The sequence below is a fragment of the Citrifermentans bemidjiense Bem genome (genome assembly GCF_000020725.1).
Classification (GTDB): Bacteria; Desulfobacterota; Desulfuromonadia; order Geobacterales; family Geobacteraceae; genus Geomonas; species Geomonas bemidjiensis.
The window spans coordinates 821,051-835,422 of sequence record NC_011146.1; the positions used below are offsets into that span (position 1 = coordinate 821,051).

At 61.7% G+C, this 14,372-nt stretch carries 12 protein-coding genes; 8 read left to right on the forward strand and 4 right to left on the reverse strand.

Annotation, left to right across the window (positions count from 1 at the left end; genetic code table 11):
* Window positions 1-5 precede the first annotated feature (5 nt).
* Window positions 6-947, reverse strand: coding sequence for a DMT family transporter (locus GBEM_RS03425; RefSeq protein WP_012529127.1), 942 nt, complete (start codon window positions 945-947; stop codon window positions 6-8).
* A gap of 183 nt (window positions 948-1,130) precedes the next feature.
* Between GBEM_RS03425 and GBEM_RS03430 the strand changes: the two genes are divergently transcribed.
* The 3 genes from GBEM_RS03430 (at window position 1,131) to GBEM_RS03440 (ending at window position 4,904) form a co-directional block, all read left to right on the forward strand.
* Window positions 1,131-3,677 carry a tetratricopeptide repeat protein gene (locus tag GBEM_RS03430; protein ID WP_012529128.1) on the forward strand — a complete coding sequence of 849 codons (2,547 nt, stop codon included), beginning with the start codon at window positions 1,131-1,133 and terminating at the stop codon, window positions 3,675-3,677.
* A gap of 1 nt (window position 3,678) precedes the next feature.
* A complete protein-coding gene (locus GBEM_RS03435; RefSeq protein WP_012529129.1) occupies window positions 3,679-4,281 on the forward strand; it encodes a LysM peptidoglycan-binding domain-containing protein in 603 nt (200 codons plus the stop codon).
* 149 nt (window positions 4,282-4,430) lie between these two features.
* Window positions 4,431-4,904: a hypothetical protein gene (locus tag GBEM_RS03440; protein ID WP_012529130.1), complete on the forward strand. Its 474-nt coding sequence runs from the start codon at window positions 4,431-4,433 to the stop codon at window positions 4,902-4,904.
* 2 nt (window positions 4,905-4,906) lie between these two features.
* On the opposite strand, the gene GBEM_RS03445 is transcribed toward GBEM_RS03440, so the two are convergent.
* Genes GBEM_RS03445 through GBEM_RS03455 form a run of 3 tightly spaced genes read right to left on the reverse strand, consistent with a single transcriptional unit; the run spans window position 4,907 to window position 6,684 of the window.
* Window positions 4,907-5,713, reverse strand: a complete 807-nt coding sequence (locus GBEM_RS03445; protein WP_012529131.1) for an amidohydrolase family protein — start codon at window positions 5,711-5,713, stop codon at window positions 4,907-4,909.
* A 22-nt stretch (window positions 5,714-5,735) separates the two neighbouring features.
* Window positions 5,736-6,179: a DUF2721 domain-containing protein gene (locus tag GBEM_RS03450; protein WP_012529132.1), complete on the reverse strand. Its 444-nt coding sequence runs from the start codon at window positions 6,177-6,179 to the stop codon at window positions 5,736-5,738.
* A 13-nt stretch (window positions 6,180-6,192) separates the two neighbouring features.
* Entirely contained in the window at window positions 6,193-6,684 is a 492-nt protein-coding gene (locus GBEM_RS03455; RefSeq protein ID WP_012529133.1) for a hypothetical protein, read from the reverse strand.
* Window positions 6,685-7,059: 375 nt separating this feature from the next.
* On the opposite strand from GBEM_RS03455, the gene GBEM_RS03460 reads away from it, so the two are divergent.
* The 5 genes from GBEM_RS03460 to GBEM_RS03480 all read left to right on the forward strand — a co-directional run bounded on the left by GBEM_RS03460 (window position 7,060) and on the right by GBEM_RS03480 (window position 14,220).
* Window positions 7,060-9,819 carry an Rne/Rng family ribonuclease gene (locus tag GBEM_RS03460; protein ID WP_012529134.1) on the forward strand — a complete coding sequence of 920 codons (2,760 nt, stop codon included), beginning with the start codon at window positions 7,060-7,062 and terminating at the stop codon, window positions 9,817-9,819.
* Between the two features lie 13 nt (window positions 9,820-9,832).
* Window positions 9,833-10,621 (forward strand): hypothetical protein, encoded by a 789-nt coding sequence (locus GBEM_RS03465; protein WP_012529135.1) that lies wholly within the window; start codon window positions 9,833-9,835, stop codon window positions 10,619-10,621.
* 27 nt (window positions 10,622-10,648) lie between these two features.
* Window positions 10,649-11,023 (forward strand): fluoride efflux transporter CrcB, encoded by a 375-nt coding sequence (gene crcB / locus GBEM_RS03470; protein WP_012529136.1) that lies wholly within the window; start codon window positions 10,649-10,651, stop codon window positions 11,021-11,023.
* A gap of 61 nt (window positions 11,024-11,084) precedes the next feature.
* Window positions 11,085-11,462, forward strand: coding sequence for a DUF190 domain-containing protein (locus GBEM_RS03475; protein ID WP_012529137.1), 378 nt, complete (start codon window positions 11,085-11,087; stop codon window positions 11,460-11,462).
* A gap of 67 nt (window positions 11,463-11,529) precedes the next feature.
* Window positions 11,530-14,220 (forward strand): 2-oxoglutarate dehydrogenase E1 component, encoded by a 2,691-nt coding sequence (locus GBEM_RS03480; protein ID WP_041262976.1) that lies wholly within the window; start codon window positions 11,530-11,532, stop codon window positions 14,218-14,220.
* Window positions 14,221-14,372 lie beyond the last annotated feature (152 nt).

The following is a 14,372-nucleotide window of genomic DNA, read 5'->3' on the forward strand; positions in this document are numbered from 1 at the left end:
CCATCTCAATCGGCAACGGCCTGCGATCTGACATAGAGCACGAGTCCCAATAACGACAGCGCGACCCCGGCGCCCCCCGCGTATCCCGGCCACGCCCCGCCCAGAAAGACGATCTCCCCTAACAGCGAGAAGACCACCTCCATAGCCTGGGTGGCATCCACCGCGGAAAGCTCGAAAGGGGTCCGCGCCAAGTGCCGCGCCTTGAAGAAAAGCGTGGTGGCGATGACGCCGGAGAAGACGGCAACGATGGCGGTATTGAGCAGTTGCCCCCCGGTCGGTGCGGGAGGCCGCAGTACGACTGTCAGCACCACCCAGAAAGGGAGGGAGCCAATCACCATGATCAAGACCCTGCCGATGCCACTGTCAAGCACGCAACTTTCCACTTTCGGGATGATCCCAATGCTCCCGTGTCTTGCCTCCCACATCAGCTGGTTGCCGAGGGGGTAGGCGAACGCGGCGGCAAGGACCGGGAGGATGCCCAGCAGGGTTTCCTTCCATGACGCGGCGGTTGCCTGCTCGCAGGTGACAAGGACGATGCCGGTGAAGATCAAAAGCGTGAAGAGGATCCCCCGCACAGGTACCCGCTTGCCGAAAAGGAGCAGCACCAGCGGCGTGGCCAAAATCGTCGATTGCCAGGTGGTGGCGACCACCCATCCCGGGGCGAAGGACGAACTGAAGGTGAGCAGGGAGTAAAAAAGCCCGAACCCGGTACTCCCTGCAATGGTCCAGAAAAACCAGTTTTTCCGGTAGGTGGTGAAAACCTCACGAAGCAGGCGCGACTTTCCTGTCAGCACCAGCCAAGCGCTGAACATGGCGAACATGTAAAGGTATCGAAGGCTTGCACTCCAGAGCCAGTGCCCTCCCTGCAGGCTCATGGCTCGGTTGAGGACGAAGGTGCTGCTGAAAAAAAGTGCGGAAAATACGCCGGTTATTATCAGTTGCGTCATTGGGGCCTTTACTTGGTAAACGATCAATTCTGCCTGAGGCGTAACTCTGTAACTGAAATCCCGCTCCAGGTAAAGAGAAAACTCCGGGGCTAGGGCAAGCGCAAACGCTCGAAAAAACACCGTGGAATGGGGCTCGGCACAGGTGTCAAGACCGCCATTCTGCGTTGACAATATTTGTCTATAATGATACTTTCCGACACGTTCAACGCTTTATACCCTACCGCTCGGAAAGGTTCACACGTGCATTTTTACAATATTTTCCGTGCTTCATTGTCAAAGATCCTCATTGTCCTGCTTTTGGTTGCGCTCACAGTACCGGCGCCCTCCTTTGCTCTTGATTCAGAAGATTCCCAGATCTTTATCTCAGGATTTAATGCCTATCAGAAAAAGGAATATAAGACTGCCATTGACAGTATGTCAGTGCTTCTCAAGAAGTATCCTGACACACCGCTCAAGGACATGGCGATATTTTGGCTGGCGAGGGCGCACTATAAGGCTGGGCATCAGCAGGACGCAGCAAAATACATGGCGCAGTTCCTGCGGGAATACCCGGAGAGCCCGCTCAAAGCGACGGTCGAGGATGGGCTGCTGGCGCTGGCGGACAAATATGAGAAGGGCGAGCCTCTTGAGCTGACTGCGAAGCCGGTTCAGAAACCGGTTGCGGCGCCGGACGCCGCTGCCGTTGCAAAGGCAGCCGCTGCAGAGAAGGCTGCTGCTGAGAAGGCTGCTGCAGAGAAGATCGCTGCAGAGAAGATCGCTGCAGAGAAGATCGCTGCAGAGAAGGTCGCTGCGGCAAAGGCTGCTGTCGCAAAGATTGCCGCCGAGAGAGCTGCCGCTCAGAAGGTCGCTGTGGAGAAGGCCGCTGCCGAGAAAGCTGCTGCTGTGAAAGCCGCTGCCGAGAAAGCCGCTGTAGAGAAAGCCGCTGCCGAGAAAGCCGCTGCCGAGAAAGCCGCTGCCGAGAAAGCCGCTGCCGAGAAAGCCGCTGCCGAGAAAGCCGCTGCCGAGAAAGTCGCTGCAAATAGAGCCGCTGCCGAGAAGGCCGCCAGCCAGAAGGTAGTGCGGCAGAAGACAAAGCAGGCTAAGAAAAAAGAAACCCGCGAGCAGAAGACGGCGAACGCTATGCGCGCCAAGGCCATTGCAGCATACAAGGACGTTATCGACCGCTACCCCGGAACTACTGCCGCCGCGAATGCCTCCGCTAAGCTGCAGCAGATGGGCATCGACTACCCCGCTGCCCAGAAAACCGCTGCAAGTGCCGCTCCCCAGGCCGAAGTCTCGCAGGTTTTCAACCTGGAGGTGGCTCAATACGCCGACCTCGACGTTACCTTCGGCCAGGCGGCTGAGACCCAGGAAGCAGGCAAAAAGTTCATCATTCCGCTGGACATCGTCAACAACGGCAACGGCAGTGACAGCTTCTACCTGGAGTCGGGTTTCCCCTCGGAATACGCTTTCCATTTCGCCGCTGCGACTTCCCCCGACACCCCTATCAACACCACTCCCCCCCTTGAGGTAGGGGAGAAGTTCCGCGCCGTTGCTGTAGGCATCATGCCGCGCGGTACCATAGACGGCCAAAAGAGCAGCTTCCCGGTGAAGATCGGCTCCGCGTTCGCCCGCGAGGTGTCCCAGTCCAGGGAAATCACGCTGGTTGCTTCCGCACCGCTGCTGCGTGCCGTGGTGAAGAGCGACAAGACGAAATTGCTCCCGGGCGAGAAGATCTCCTATCGGATCTCCTTGCTGAACATCGGCACCGCCGCTGCGCGCGGGGTCACCATGAGGCTCAACTATCCGCCGCAGTACGAGCCGGTCAGCTTCCTCCCCACCGGGTTCCGACAGGAGGCGAAGGCCGCCTTGGTGCTCGATGGGATGCAGCTCAAGTCGGGCGAGAGCCAGGACTTCAACGTCACCTTCCAGTTGAAGGACGAGGCGCTCGCCGACCAGGAACTCTTCGTCCGGGCCGACGTTGTAAACAACGACCTCGACAAGAAGGAATCGTTTGTATCGGCAACCAGCGTGGTGCAGAAGGTCAGCTCTGTCGCCGCGAGGAGCACCGCCGGCAAGCTGGTGGTCATCCCCGGCCAGACCGTGGCGATTCCGTTGATCGTGACTAACACCGGAAACGCCCGCGACCTGTACCTGATCAAGTCGACGATGCCGGCGAACGCCAGCTACACCTTCTTTGACGACGTCAACCGCGACGGGAAGCGGCAGGCCGATGAACCGATCATCAACCACGTCGGGCCGCTTTCTCCCAAGGAAGAGGCCTACATCGTGCTGGAAATCTCCACCCCGACTACCGCAGCTGACGGTGCCGTTGCCGCTGCGTCTGTCCAGTTCCAGCCGGAGAACGCCACCGACAGGTTCGCCTCCGTCAATCTGCAGCTGACTTATTCCCGCCCCATCCTCGAACTCACCATGGCTGCAAAGGGTGGAAGGCTCAAGCCTGGCGAGGTCTCCTCGCTGGAACTGAACTGCATCAATCGCGGTACCAACCTGGCCAAGCAGGTGACCCTACAAAGCTTCCTTCCGGCCCAGTTGGAGCTGGTGGCGGCCGATCCAGGCTTTGCCCGGGCCGACAACGGCGTCTATACCTGGCGCTTCGACGAGCTGGGCGCCGGCGAGAAGCGCAACATCAAGGTTACCTATCGCGTCAAACCGGGCATAGCCGTCGGAACCAACATGCAGCTCAAGAACCTGCTGAACTACCAGGATCCCATCGGAAACAGGTACTAAGATGGCACGTCGCAACCTACTGATCGTCACCTCCCTGCTGGTGCTGTCCGTCGCAGGGTCTCTTCCTTGCCGCGGCGAGGAGATGCTTCTCTATGCCCCCAAGCCCGCCGCAGGGGAACAGGCCCCGGCCGATCCGAAGGACGGGGTGCTGGTCACGACGGTGACGGTCAAGCGGGGCGACACGCTAAAGAACATCTCCAAAAAACACATCGGCGTTGCCGGCTGGTTCCCCCAGGTCCTCGTCTTCAATACCATCAAGAACCCTGACCTGATTCACCCGGGCGACAAGCTGCTGGTGCCGGTGCGCCCCGGCAAGTCTACGTCCGTACCGGCGCCTGCCTCCCGCCGAGCCTCGCATCGTGCCGCGCACCGCACCACGCATCGCGCGAAAGCTGCAGCCGGACACCCCCTCCAGGTCACCAAACCTGCCCAGGCCGGAGAAACTGAGAGCTTCCATCAGGCTCGCAAAGCGTACCTGGACCGGAATTACCAGAGGGCGCTGGAGCTCTTTTCGGGCTTCCTGAAAAAGTTTCCCCGCTCCGGCTACGCGGCTGACGCTTCCCTTTACCGCGCTGACTGTTACCTGCACTTGTCCGGGGAGTAGGAACCGCCTCCCGATCGCGGACACGAAAGGCAGCCCGATTCCCGCCCCGACTCTACCTCTGCCGGTGCGGGCGCGGCTTCTGTGCGGGAGGTGCTGAATGTTATGCAATGCGATGCAGTCATTTGATGAAATGCCACAGGAGGGAAAAAATGCCTTTCAGTATTGATGCAGGCATGGTCGAGGTCTTGGGCGTGTGCGAAAAAGCCGAATTCGCCTGTGCCGAGCTGTACCACTACTTCGCGGATCTTTACAAGGACGACCGGGAGATCTTTTACCTCTGGCTGAGGACGGCGTTGGAGGAGGAGAACCGAGCCCGGCTCTTCGCTTTGATGGCCAAGCTGCGGCACGACAACATCATCGCCTCGGTGGTGTTGGAACTGGCCCAGGCGGAAGAGACTCTGCAGCACATCCGCGGTTTGCTGACGGAGCTTAAGGAAAATCCTCCGACTTTGAGAGAGGCGCTGCAGATTGGGATGGAGCTGGAGACCCAGTTGGACCACCTCATGAGGCAGAACGTGGTGCAGTTCGCGGACGAGACCTACGAGAAATCCTTCCTGGCGATCACCAACAGTAAGCGCCTGGAGTTGTTGCAGGAGGCCTGCCAGCGTCTGGCTGGGGCCTGAACCTAAGCCGAAACAAAGGCCGCAGAGCTGTCCTTCGCCGGCCGGTAGAACGACAGGGCGTTTTGGTAAAGCGCCTTCCTTGCCAATTCCTCCCCCAGCGTATCCAGCACCAGGAGCAGATCCTCGTCCCGGTAAGGGCGCGGCGCCCGGGTCGAGGGAAGATCGGTACCGAACATGAGCGCCTCGGGGTTTGCCGAGGCTATATCCCTCAGAGCCTGCTTCACGTCGAAGTCCACCCGCCCAAAACCGGTCGCCTTTACCCGCACCCCACGCTCGGCCAGCTTCAACAGCGTCTTGAACCCCTCTTTTGACAGCCCAAGATGGTCGATGCTCACCGCCGGCAGCGTGAGCAGGGTCTGCTCCAATCCCGCAAGCTCCCTCGAATCGATATAAAGCTCTACGTGCCAGCGCAGCAACTGGTAGACCCTGTGCGCCATCTGCTCCAGGTGCTCGATCCCTTCCGATCCCCCCCGCTTGATGTTGAAACGAACCGCCCGCACCCCGGCCGCGTCCAGCTTCGCCAGTTCGGCGTCGCTCACCGTCGACGGCAGCTGCGTGACGCCGACGAAGGCCGGCCCAAGGGTGGCGAGCGCGTCCAGCAGGTAGGCTTGGTCCATGGCCTGGAAGGATCCGGAAACGACGGCGCCGCCGCAAAGGGCCATGTCGCCGGTGCGCGCGAGGTAGTCCCCGCAGGCGAAGTCGTCGGGGAGATACCCCTGGTTCGGCACCAGGGGGAAGCGGCGATCCACGATGTGGAAATGGCTGTCGAAGACGGGAATCCCCCCTGCTAGCTTCAGTGCTTCTGACATGGATACCTCCGGGGTTGCCGCCTTAGTTAGGTCCTATCTTGAGGCTTCCCTTGGCGATGAAGATCTCGCGCAGGAAATTGATCAGCCCCACAACCATCAGCATCATGGCCAGGATGAAGAGGATGGCGACGGGAAGCGAGATGTCGTAACGGAGGTAGTCCCCCAGAAAAAGCATGGCGATGACGGTGCAAACCAGCACCGCGGTGGCGGTGCAAAGAAAGATGGCGTGACCGATCAGGTCGGCCCGTCGCGACAGCACGCGCAGGTACGCGTGCAGCTCCGGGACCGTGTCGGCGGAGGCAGTCTCCAGCTTCCCCTCGTGATAGCGGGCGCGGTCTATGATGCGCGCCAGCCGGCTGGTCATCACGCTCAGCATGGTGCCAACCGCCGTGAGGAGAAAGACCGGGGCGACCGAAAGTTGGATGACGTGGGCGACGGCCCCAAGCGATTGCGTATCCCGCAGCATATGTGCTCCTTATCTATGAGCTTTCGAATCTCTGCTCAACCTCGGACCTGAACTGCTCCAGGTCGATTCCCTTCAGCCTGATCAGGTCGTTCATGACCGGGTCCAGCATGCCGTTGGCGATGTTTACCGCCGACCGCTTCTCCTGGATTTCTTTAAGCGCTTTTTCCCGCCCCTCATGGCTCAGCAGGAGGTTCGAGCGCTCGTTGTAGAAGCGGTGGATCAGGAAGTTGCGCGCCCTCTGGGCCTTGCGCAGCGCCAGTACGGCTTCGTCGGTGAACCCGACCCTCTGCTTGATCTCCTCCACGAGGCGCCCCAAGGTCTGGCTCCCCAGGTTCTCCATGTACCCGCGGAATTCGTGGTCGGAGAGGTTGCCGTCGCTTCGGTCGGTAAGGAGGGTGACGATGAAGGAGATGTAAAGCTCTAAGCGCTGGCAATCTTGCACGGCCGCTCCCATCTCCAGATAGATCGGGTTCAGCGCTGAGGTATCGATCTTGACGCCCGGCATGGCATGCCCTCTCAGGGAAAATTTTTACCAATGCATTAGCACAAAAAAGAAAGGTCATAAACAGCTAATTACCTGAAGCCGTTTCGCGCAGAATTTTGGTTAGAAGGATACTGAGGAATCCTCATGGGAAAAGCCGCTGCCGCCTCCGAACCACAATGCCGCGAGGAGATTGCGCTTTTTTGTGTGCGACAAACATATTCTCTGTTATAATCACTCGGTTTTCATTAATTTTGACAGCCCCCTAATGCTGGGGGATGGATATAAAGAAAGTCTCAAGCCGGGATATCCGGCGGGAACAATACTGGGCGCGAGGCGTGCCGGCGGTCAGTTGCGACCGGGCAACGCAGCCCCTAAACGAAAGGGAAATAAGGATTTATGTCAAAAAAAATGCTGATTAATGCGCTCCACCCAGAGGAAGCGCGAGTGGCGATCGTCGAGGACGGCCGCCTGGTTGATCTGGATGTAGAGATCGCCGGCAACGAGCAGATCCGCGGCAACATCTACAAGGGGGTCGTGGTCCGAGTGGAGCAGGGGCTGCAGGCCGCCTTCGTAGACATCGGGCTGAAGAAGCTCGGCTTCCTGCAGATGGGCGAACTGCATCCGGAAAACTGGAAGTGGCGCGACGACATCCCCGAGGACCAGAGGCACCGCCGCCCGCGCATCCAGGAAGTGCTGCGCAGGGGGCAGGAGCTGATCGTCCAGGTGGAGAAGGGGGAGCGGGACAACAAGGGCTCCGCGCTCACCACCTACGTCTCTTTGCCTGGGCGCTACATGGTGCTGATGCCCGGGAGCGACTCGGCCGGCATCTCCCGGAAAGTCGAGGGGGAAGGAGAGCGCAAGAAGCTCAAGGAAATCATCGCCGAGATGGCCATTCCCGAGGGGTACGGCTACATCATCCGGACCGAGGCGATGGGGAGGACCCGCGAAGAGCTCCAGAAGGACCTCGACAACCTGATTGCGACCTACCAGGGGATCCGCTCGAAAGGTCTGGCCATGAAGGGAGCGGGGATGATCTACCAGGAGTCCGCGCTCATCATCAGGACCATCCGGGACTACTTCTCCGCCGACATCGACGAGGTTCTGGTGGACAGCAAGGACGTCTACAACGATGTCCGCGACTGCTTGAAGGAGATCGACCCGGCCTTCGAAAAGCTGGTCAAGATGCACCAGGAGAAGCGCCCCATCTTCTCGCGCTACCAGTTGGAGGAGCAGATCGACCTGATTTACGAGAAGAAGGTCCCCCTGAAGTCGGGCGGGTCCATCTTCATCGAGCCGACCGAGGCACTGGTCTCGATCGACGTCAACTCGGGCAAGTCCACCGGCGAGAAGGGGGTCGAGGATACCGCGTTCAAGACGAACCTGGAAGCGGCCGAGGAAGCTGCCCGGCAACTGCGGCTGCGCGACCTGGGCGGGCTCATCGTCATCGATTTCATCGACATGCGCGACCGCAAGCACAACTCCGAAGTGGAAAAAACGCTGAAGACGGCGCTCAAGGCCGACAAGGCGCGGGTGAACGTCTCGCGCATCTCGGAATTCGGCCTTTTGGAGATGTCGCGCCAGCGCATCCGCCAGACCCTGAACCAGGCCTCCACCCTGGAATGTCCGCACTGCGACGGCAGGGGGAAGGTGAAATCGGTCGAGGCGATGGCGCTCTCGTTCCTGCGGAAGGTGCACGCCGCCGCGGCCAAGGGGACCATCGGCGAGGTGGTGGGTGGCCTGCCGCTGGAGGTGGCCTACTACCTCTTGAACCGCAAACGCCACGAGCTTTCCCAGATCGAGAGCGACTACGACATCGAGGTGACGGTGAAAGGAAAACCGTCTTACCTCCTGAACCAGATGGATCTGGAACTGATCAAGCGGGAGAAGGCCGCAGACGAGCTGCCGCTGGAGAAGCCGGCCCATGGGCGTGCGCTGCCTAAGGAAGAAGCGGCCCAGGAGCCCGCAGCCGAAGGGCGCAAGAAAAAGAAGAAGGGGAAAAAGGCCCAGGAGCCGGAGGCCGCAGCTCACGTCGAGGCGCTGCCGGTTGCCGTCGTGGAGGAGCCGACCGGCGCCGAGCTGGTGGTGACCGTCGAGGGCGAACCCGAGGAGCACAAGAAAAAGCGCCGCCGCAAGCGCAAGCGGGGCAAGGGAGGCGCAGCCGAAGCGGGTGCCGAGGCCGCTGCGTCGCAATCGGTCGAGGCAGAAGTGGAGCTTCCGGCCGCAGAGCCAGGGACCCTTCCCGCGCCGGGACCGGTCACGGAGCAGGCGGCTGCCGCCGAGGGTGAGCAGCTCCAGCACGAGGCGGGCGAAGAAGTGAAGAAGAAGCGCCGGCGCAAAAGGCGGCGCGGCAAGGGAGGGCACGAGGCGCAGTTGCATGAGTCCGCAGCCGAGTTCCCGCCGCAGTTGGAAGCTTTCGCGGCAGCGGGTGCCATCCCGGTGCAGGAAGTGACCCCGGTGATAACGGCCTCCGCCGTTTCCGCCGAACCTGGCGCAGCAGCGAAGAAGGGGCGCAAAAGGGGTAAGGCGCGTGCCGAGGAGCCTGCTGTTTCGGCGGGCGCGGCTCAGGTCGAGGCGATAACCGTTCCGGCAGAGGTCATCGAGTCGGCGCAACCCGCCGCGAAGCCGAAGCGTCCGCGCGGCGGCAGGAAGGTGAAAGAAGCCGCCGCAGAGCAGGGCGCGCCGGCTGTGGTCGCAGCGGCGCCCGGTGGAGCACCTGAGGCACCCGCCGGAGCCGCGGCCCCCGCGGAGCCCGCGAAGGCCAAAAGGAAACCGAGGGGAGCTAAGGCCGCCAAGGGCGCTGAAGCGACCCCTGTCCCGGAAGCCGGCGAGGCAAAGGCCGCGCCGGCCGGAAAGAAAGCCCCCGCCGCGGTGACCGAAGGAACGGAGGCTCCCGCCAAGGCGAAGGGAAAGAGCACCAAGGGTAAGAGCGCCGAGGCTCCCAAGGCGAAAAAGGAGCAGGAAGCTGCCACCGCAGCGCCTGAACCGCCCCCCGCACCGGCTCAGGATAAAGCGCCTGCCAAGGCTCGCGCACCCCGTGCCTCCCGTAAGAAAGAGGCACCGGAGGGCACCGGGCAGGCACCGGCCGCGCCGGTCGAGGAGAAGCCCAAGAAGCCGCGGGCTCCCCGCAAGAAAAAAGAAGAAGCGCCCGCAGAATAGCCAAGGGGAAGTGATGAAGACATTCCTTCTTGCTCTGCTGCTTTGGGCTTTTTGTGCCTTGCCTGCTGCCGCCGCAACCCTGGAAACACTGACCTGGCACTTCTCGCCCCAGTATTTCACCTGGCAGGAGCGGGACAACGGGAGGCGGCTTCTCAAGGAGAGCGGCCCTCTCTTCTCCCTGGGGGGCGTTGCCGGTCTCGTCGCCGACTCCTCCTTTACCATACGGGGAAAGGGGGAGTTCTTCGGCGGCCAGGTCGGCTACCGGGGCGAGACACAGCCGCCGAACCCGCAACCCATCCGCACCGATGTGGCCTACTTCGGCACGCGCGAAGAGCTGGACCTGGGCTACCGGGTTTCAGGGGGGAGGGGCTGCCTGGAACCGTTCGCGGGGCTTGGGCACCGCTGGTGGTTGAGGGAGTTGCAGGATACCGCCACGGCCAGCGGCTCCGCCGTCAAGGGATATACAGAGCTGTGGCAGACGGTGTACGGACGCCTCGGTGCCCGGGGCGAGCTGGCGCTTTCCTCGGGGGGCGTGGCCTTCGCCGAGGGGGGCGCCAAGTACCCCTTCTACACCGGAAACAGCGTCGATTTCGTCGACGGCGGCGTCGTCACCTTTCATCCCGGAGCCGCCTGGAGCGGGTTCGCCGAGACCGGTATCCGGATGGGGAACCTCAAGCTCGCCCTCTCATACGAGGGATTCCGGTTCTCCGCCTCGTCCCCGAAACGGGTGCAGGAGACACGCTACCTTCAGCCCGAATCCTCCTCCGACATCTTCGGCGCGAGCCTCGGATGGAGCTTCTGACATCACCGATCCAGGGCGGTTCCCCACATGGAGCAGTTGGTCTACATAGCGCTTTTAGGCGCCCTCGGTTGTCTCTGCCGTTATTTCCTTTCCGGCTTTGTCTATCAGGTTTTCGGCACCTCCTTTCCCTATGGAACCCTTGCCGTGAACCTGATCGGGGCTTTCCTGATCGGGCTCATCATGGAGTTTTCCGTGAGGAGCGCCGCCATTCCCCCCACCCTGCGCTTTGCCATCACCATAGGGTTTCTCGGGGGACTCACCACCTTTTCCACCTTCAGTTTCGAGACCTTCCGGCTTTTGGAAGACGGCGCGCTGCTGATCGCTATCGTCAACGTCCTGGTCAGCGTCGTCGCCTGCCTTACCTGCACCTGGATCGGGATCATGGTGGCGCGTGCGCTTTAGGCCATTCGGCAGGGAACCGGCAACCGCTTCAACCTGGCAGCTATATTAAATAGGAGATTGCATGGACAGCAGGAACATGACGCTGGAAGAAGACAGAAACACGATGCTCGGCGAGCGAGTGCTGCTCAGGATCTTCATTGGAGAAAGAGACAAGTACAAGCACATACCCCTGTACGAGGCCCTGGTCGAGCTGTTCCGCAAGGAAGGGCTTGCCGGCGCCACGGTGCTGCGCGGGATAGCAGGTTTCGGCGCGCACAGCATGTACCACACGGACCGGTTGCTGCGCCTTTCCACCGACCTCCCGATAGTGCTGGAAGTGGTGGACCAGAGGGAGCGCATAGAGGCGGTGCTTCCGACAGTGGAGGAGATGATGGACGGCGGGCTCATCACCATGGAAAAGGTGCTGGTGGTGCGCTACGCAAGGAAGCGCTCAAGCTAGCACTTTGGCTTGAAACGAAATCTTCATCTGCTACACTCTGTCAATTCATGATAATGGGGAGCTAATGATGGGGATATTGGACAACCTGAGTCCGCTTTGGATAGAGAACCAGTACGAGGTATGGAAGAAGGATCCGGAGCAGCTTTCCGAGGCGTGGCGCGCCTTCTTCAACGGCTTCGAACTGGGAGTCAATCAACCGCCCCAAGAGGCCGCCACTCTTGGGCTGAAGGAGGCTTTGAAGCACTCGGGGGTCCAATCTCTCATCTACCGCTACCGCGACATCGGGCACCTGCTCGCCTGCACCGACCCGCTTTCTCCCTGCCAGATAGAACACCCGCTCCTCTCCCTGGACGCCTTCGGCCTGGAGCCGTCCGACCTCGATAAGACCTTCCATACCAAGCGTTTCATGAAGCAAAGCGCCACCCTGAAGGAGATCCTGCAGGTGATGCGCAGCACCTACTGCGGCTCCGTCGGCGTTGAATTCATGCACCTGCAAAACCCCGAAGAGCGGCAGTGGCTCATCGACCGCATGGAGCCCCTGGCGAACCGGGGACGCTTCGACGCCGAAAAGCGGCTCAGGCTCTTGAAGAAGCTCAAAGAGGCGGCGCTTTTCGAACGCGAACTGCACAAGAAGTTTCCGGGACAGACCCGCTTCTCGCTGGAAGGGGGGGACGCCCTGATCCCGCTTTTGGACGCCGCCGTAGTGAAAGCCGCCGAGCTCGGCGTCACCGACGTCGTCTTCGGAATGCCGCACCGCGGCCGCCTCAACGTCTTGGCCAACGTCTTCGGCATGCCTTACGAGAACCTCTTCGCCGAATTCGGCGACAACACGGAATATGGCGTCGTCGGCGAGGGAGACGTCAAGTACCACAAGGGCTATTCCGTCGATCTCATCTTGACCGGAGAGCACGCCATCCACTTAACCCTCACTTCCAACCCGAGCCACCTTGAGGCGATCGACCCGGTGGTGCAGGGGAAATGCCGGGCCCGCCAGGACCGGATGGGGGATGGAGCGGAGGCCCGGGTGCTGCCGCTATTGATCCACGGGGACGCGGCTTTCGCGGGGCAAGGGGTGGTGGCGGAGACCTTGAACCTCTCGCAGCTTGCCGGCTACAGGACCGGCGGCACGCTGCACGTCGTCCTCAACAACCAGATAGGGTTCACCACCTCGGCCGCCGACGCCCGGTCCAGCCACTACGCCACCGACGTGGCTAAGATGGTGCGGGCGCCGGTCTTCCATGTCTACGGGGACGACGCCGAGGCGGTGGTGCACATCGCCCAACTGGCGCTCGAGTACCGGGACCGCTACCGAAAGGACGTGGTGGTCGAGGTGATCTGCTACCGCAGGCACGGCCACAACGAGGGGGACGAGCCCTACTTCACCCAGCCGCTCATGTACGAGCAGATCAAGCTGCGCCCCCCGCTGCACTCGCTCTACGAGATGGAGCTCCAGGGAGAGGGATTCGCCGAGGAGGAGTTGAAGGAGGTTGAGAACGAGGTGGTGCAGCGCCTGGCACAGGCAGGGGGGAAAAGCGCGGAGCCGGTCGAGAGCGCCTTCCTGGCACGCTGGAGCGGCATGAAGCCCGGGACCGAAAAGGCACCCGTCTCCACCGCGGTGGCGGCGGCTTCGCTCATGGAGCTCTCGGAAAAGCTCAGCCTCATCCCGGACGGCTTCCAACCGCACCCCAAGGTGACGGGCATACTGCAGAAGCGGCGCGAGGCTGTATTGAAAGGTGGACCGCTCGACTGGGGGAACGTGGAGGCGCTGGCCTTCGGCACCCTGCTGGCGCAGGGAGTCCCGGTTCGCCTTTCGGGGCAGGACGTCAGGCGCGGCACCTTCAGCCACCGACACGCCGTCCTCTTCGATCAGCAAAACGGCAGCTCCTACCTCCCCTTGTCGAGAGCCGGTGCGCAAGGGGCGCCCTTCTGCGTCTACGACAGCATGCTTGCCGAGTTCTCGGTTCTGGGGTTCGAGTACGGCTATTCCATCGAGGCGCCCGAGGCGCTCACCATCTGGGAAGCTCAGTACGGCGACTTCGTCAACGGCGCGCAGGTGATCATCGACCAGTTCATCGTGAGCGGCGAGGCCAAGTGGGGGCGCTCCAGTGGTCTCGTGCTGATGCTCCCGCACGGCTACGAAGGGCAGGGGGCCGAGCATTCCAGCGCTCGCATCGAGCGCTTCCTCGAACTGGCTGCGGCCGGCAACATCCAGGTCGTCTACCCCACCACGCCCGCGCAGCTCTTCCACGTGCTCAGGCGGCAGATGCTGCAGCCTTTCCGCAAGCCGCTCATCCTTTTCACCCCCAAGAGCCTGCTGCGGCACCCCGACTGCGTCTCCAAGCTGGAGGAGCTTTCCTCCGGCGGCTTCAAAGAGGTGATCTCGGAGCCACCGGCGGGTGGAGAGGTGCAAGAGGTGCTTCTTTGCAGCGGCAAGATCTACTACGACCTTCTGGGGCGGATCAGGAAGGATCAGGTGCAGGGGCGCGCGCTGGTGCGTATCGAGCAGCTCTACCCCCTGCCGATGGACCTGCTGCGGGAGGAGTTGCAACGCTATCCCTCCGGCGTCCGCTACAGCTGGGTGCAGGAGGAGCCTCGCAACATGGGAGGGTGGCGATTCCTGCACGAGCCTCTTTGCGAGATACTCGGGGTGGTGCCCCGTTACGTCGGGCGGCCGGAAGCAGCGGCGCCGGCCTCCGGCTCGCACCGGCTGGACCGGGTGGAGCAGGAGCGCATCATAGAGGACGCGCTGCAGCGTTGAGTGGCTGCAGATCAAATAGCGTCTCCCTCCGTGGTAATGCACCGCAACAAATTAAGTTTGACGCTTTTGCCTAGCGCTTAACTCAGTAACTAAGAAGCACCGGTCCCGGTGAAGGTCAAAGCCGTGAACCTGCACCTTTGGCCGGTTTAGGA

Coding starts and splice junctions, on each gene's coding strand:
- GBEM_RS03425 (WP_012529127.1), bottom strand. CDS start 947: ATGACGCAACTGATAATAACCGGCGTATTTTCCGCACTTTTTTTCAGC.
- GBEM_RS03430 (WP_012529128.1), top strand. CDS start 1,131: ATGATACTTTCCGACACGTTCAACGCTTTATACCCTACCGCTCGGAAA.
- GBEM_RS03480 (WP_041262976.1), top strand. CDS start 11,530: ATGGGGATATTGGACAACCTGAGTCCGCTTTGGATAGAGAACCAGTAC.
- GBEM_RS03475 (WP_012529137.1), top strand. CDS start 11,085: ATGGACAGCAGGAACATGACGCTGGAAGAAGACAGAAACACGATGCTC.
- GBEM_RS03435 (WP_012529129.1), top strand. CDS start 3,679: ATGGCACGTCGCAACCTACTGATCGTCACCTCCCTGCTGGTGCTGTCC.
- GBEM_RS03460 (WP_012529134.1), top strand. CDS start 7,060: ATGTCAAAAAAAATGCTGATTAATGCGCTCCACCCAGAGGAAGCGCGA.
- GBEM_RS03455 (WP_012529133.1), bottom strand. CDS start 6,684: ATGCCGGGCGTCAAGATCGATACCTCAGCGCTGAACCCGATCTATCTG.
- GBEM_RS03465 (WP_012529135.1), top strand. CDS start 9,833: ATGAAGACATTCCTTCTTGCTCTGCTGCTTTGGGCTTTTTGTGCCTTG.
- GBEM_RS03450 (WP_012529132.1), bottom strand. CDS start 6,179: ATGCTGCGGGATACGCAATCGCTTGGGGCCGTCGCCCACGTCATCCAA.
- crcB (WP_012529136.1), top strand. CDS start 10,649: ATGGAGCAGTTGGTCTACATAGCGCTTTTAGGCGCCCTCGGTTGTCTC.
- GBEM_RS03445 (WP_012529131.1), bottom strand. CDS start 5,713: ATGTCAGAAGCACTGAAGCTAGCAGGGGGGATTCCCGTCTTCGACAGC.
- GBEM_RS03440 (WP_012529130.1), top strand. CDS start 4,431: ATGCCTTTCAGTATTGATGCAGGCATGGTCGAGGTCTTGGGCGTGTGC.